The following is a 497-nucleotide window of genomic DNA, read 5'->3' as shown; positions in this document are numbered from 1 at the left end:
GCCATGGCGCGCCACACTCAGCCGCCAGATATTGCAGACCCTCTAGCGAAACATAGCCCACTTGGTCAGTTCCGCTTTTCGGTATCCGCGAATGATATCGTGAATACTAAGATTGTTGCGAAAAACGATAACATTCCCCAAGGTACGGACCTTACTAGCTACTACTACAGCTCCATTGAAGCAGCAGTCGCAGCGAATGATATTCCGAAAGCGCTCACTTTGCTTGATGAAGCAAAAGAGCTGGGTATCGAAGGTGCACAACAAGTGTTTGTGAAAGCCGTAAATAGAAAATAATCAGATAAAAAAGGTCAGCGAAATGCTGACCTTTTTCATAGAAAATAAACCAATAAAAATACCCCTACATAGAGTTACCTTATTCACATAATTATTTTTATTACTTTGTTTTTTATATAGGTTGGATCAATAATTAATGGCAGTTCCTAACTTATTTTTTGTACTTAGGAAATAAACAAACTTCTCGAAGTGATTTAAATTCG

At 38.8% G+C, this 497-nt stretch carries 1 pseudogene; it reads left to right on the top strand.

Features of this window, described 5'->3' with window-relative positions:
- Positions 1–294: pseudogene (locus IQR33_RS31875) on the top strand (transcriptional regulator); the annotation flags it as partial.
- Positions 295–497: the final 203 nt, after the last annotated feature.

The organism is Vibrio sp. OPT46 (genome assembly GCF_015163535.1).
GTDB lineage: Bacteria > Pseudomonadota > Gammaproteobacteria > Enterobacterales > Vibrionaceae > Vibrio > Vibrio alginolyticus.
The sequence above is the reverse complement of the archived record's forward strand: the minus strand, read 5'-3'. Positions and strand labels throughout refer to the sequence as shown.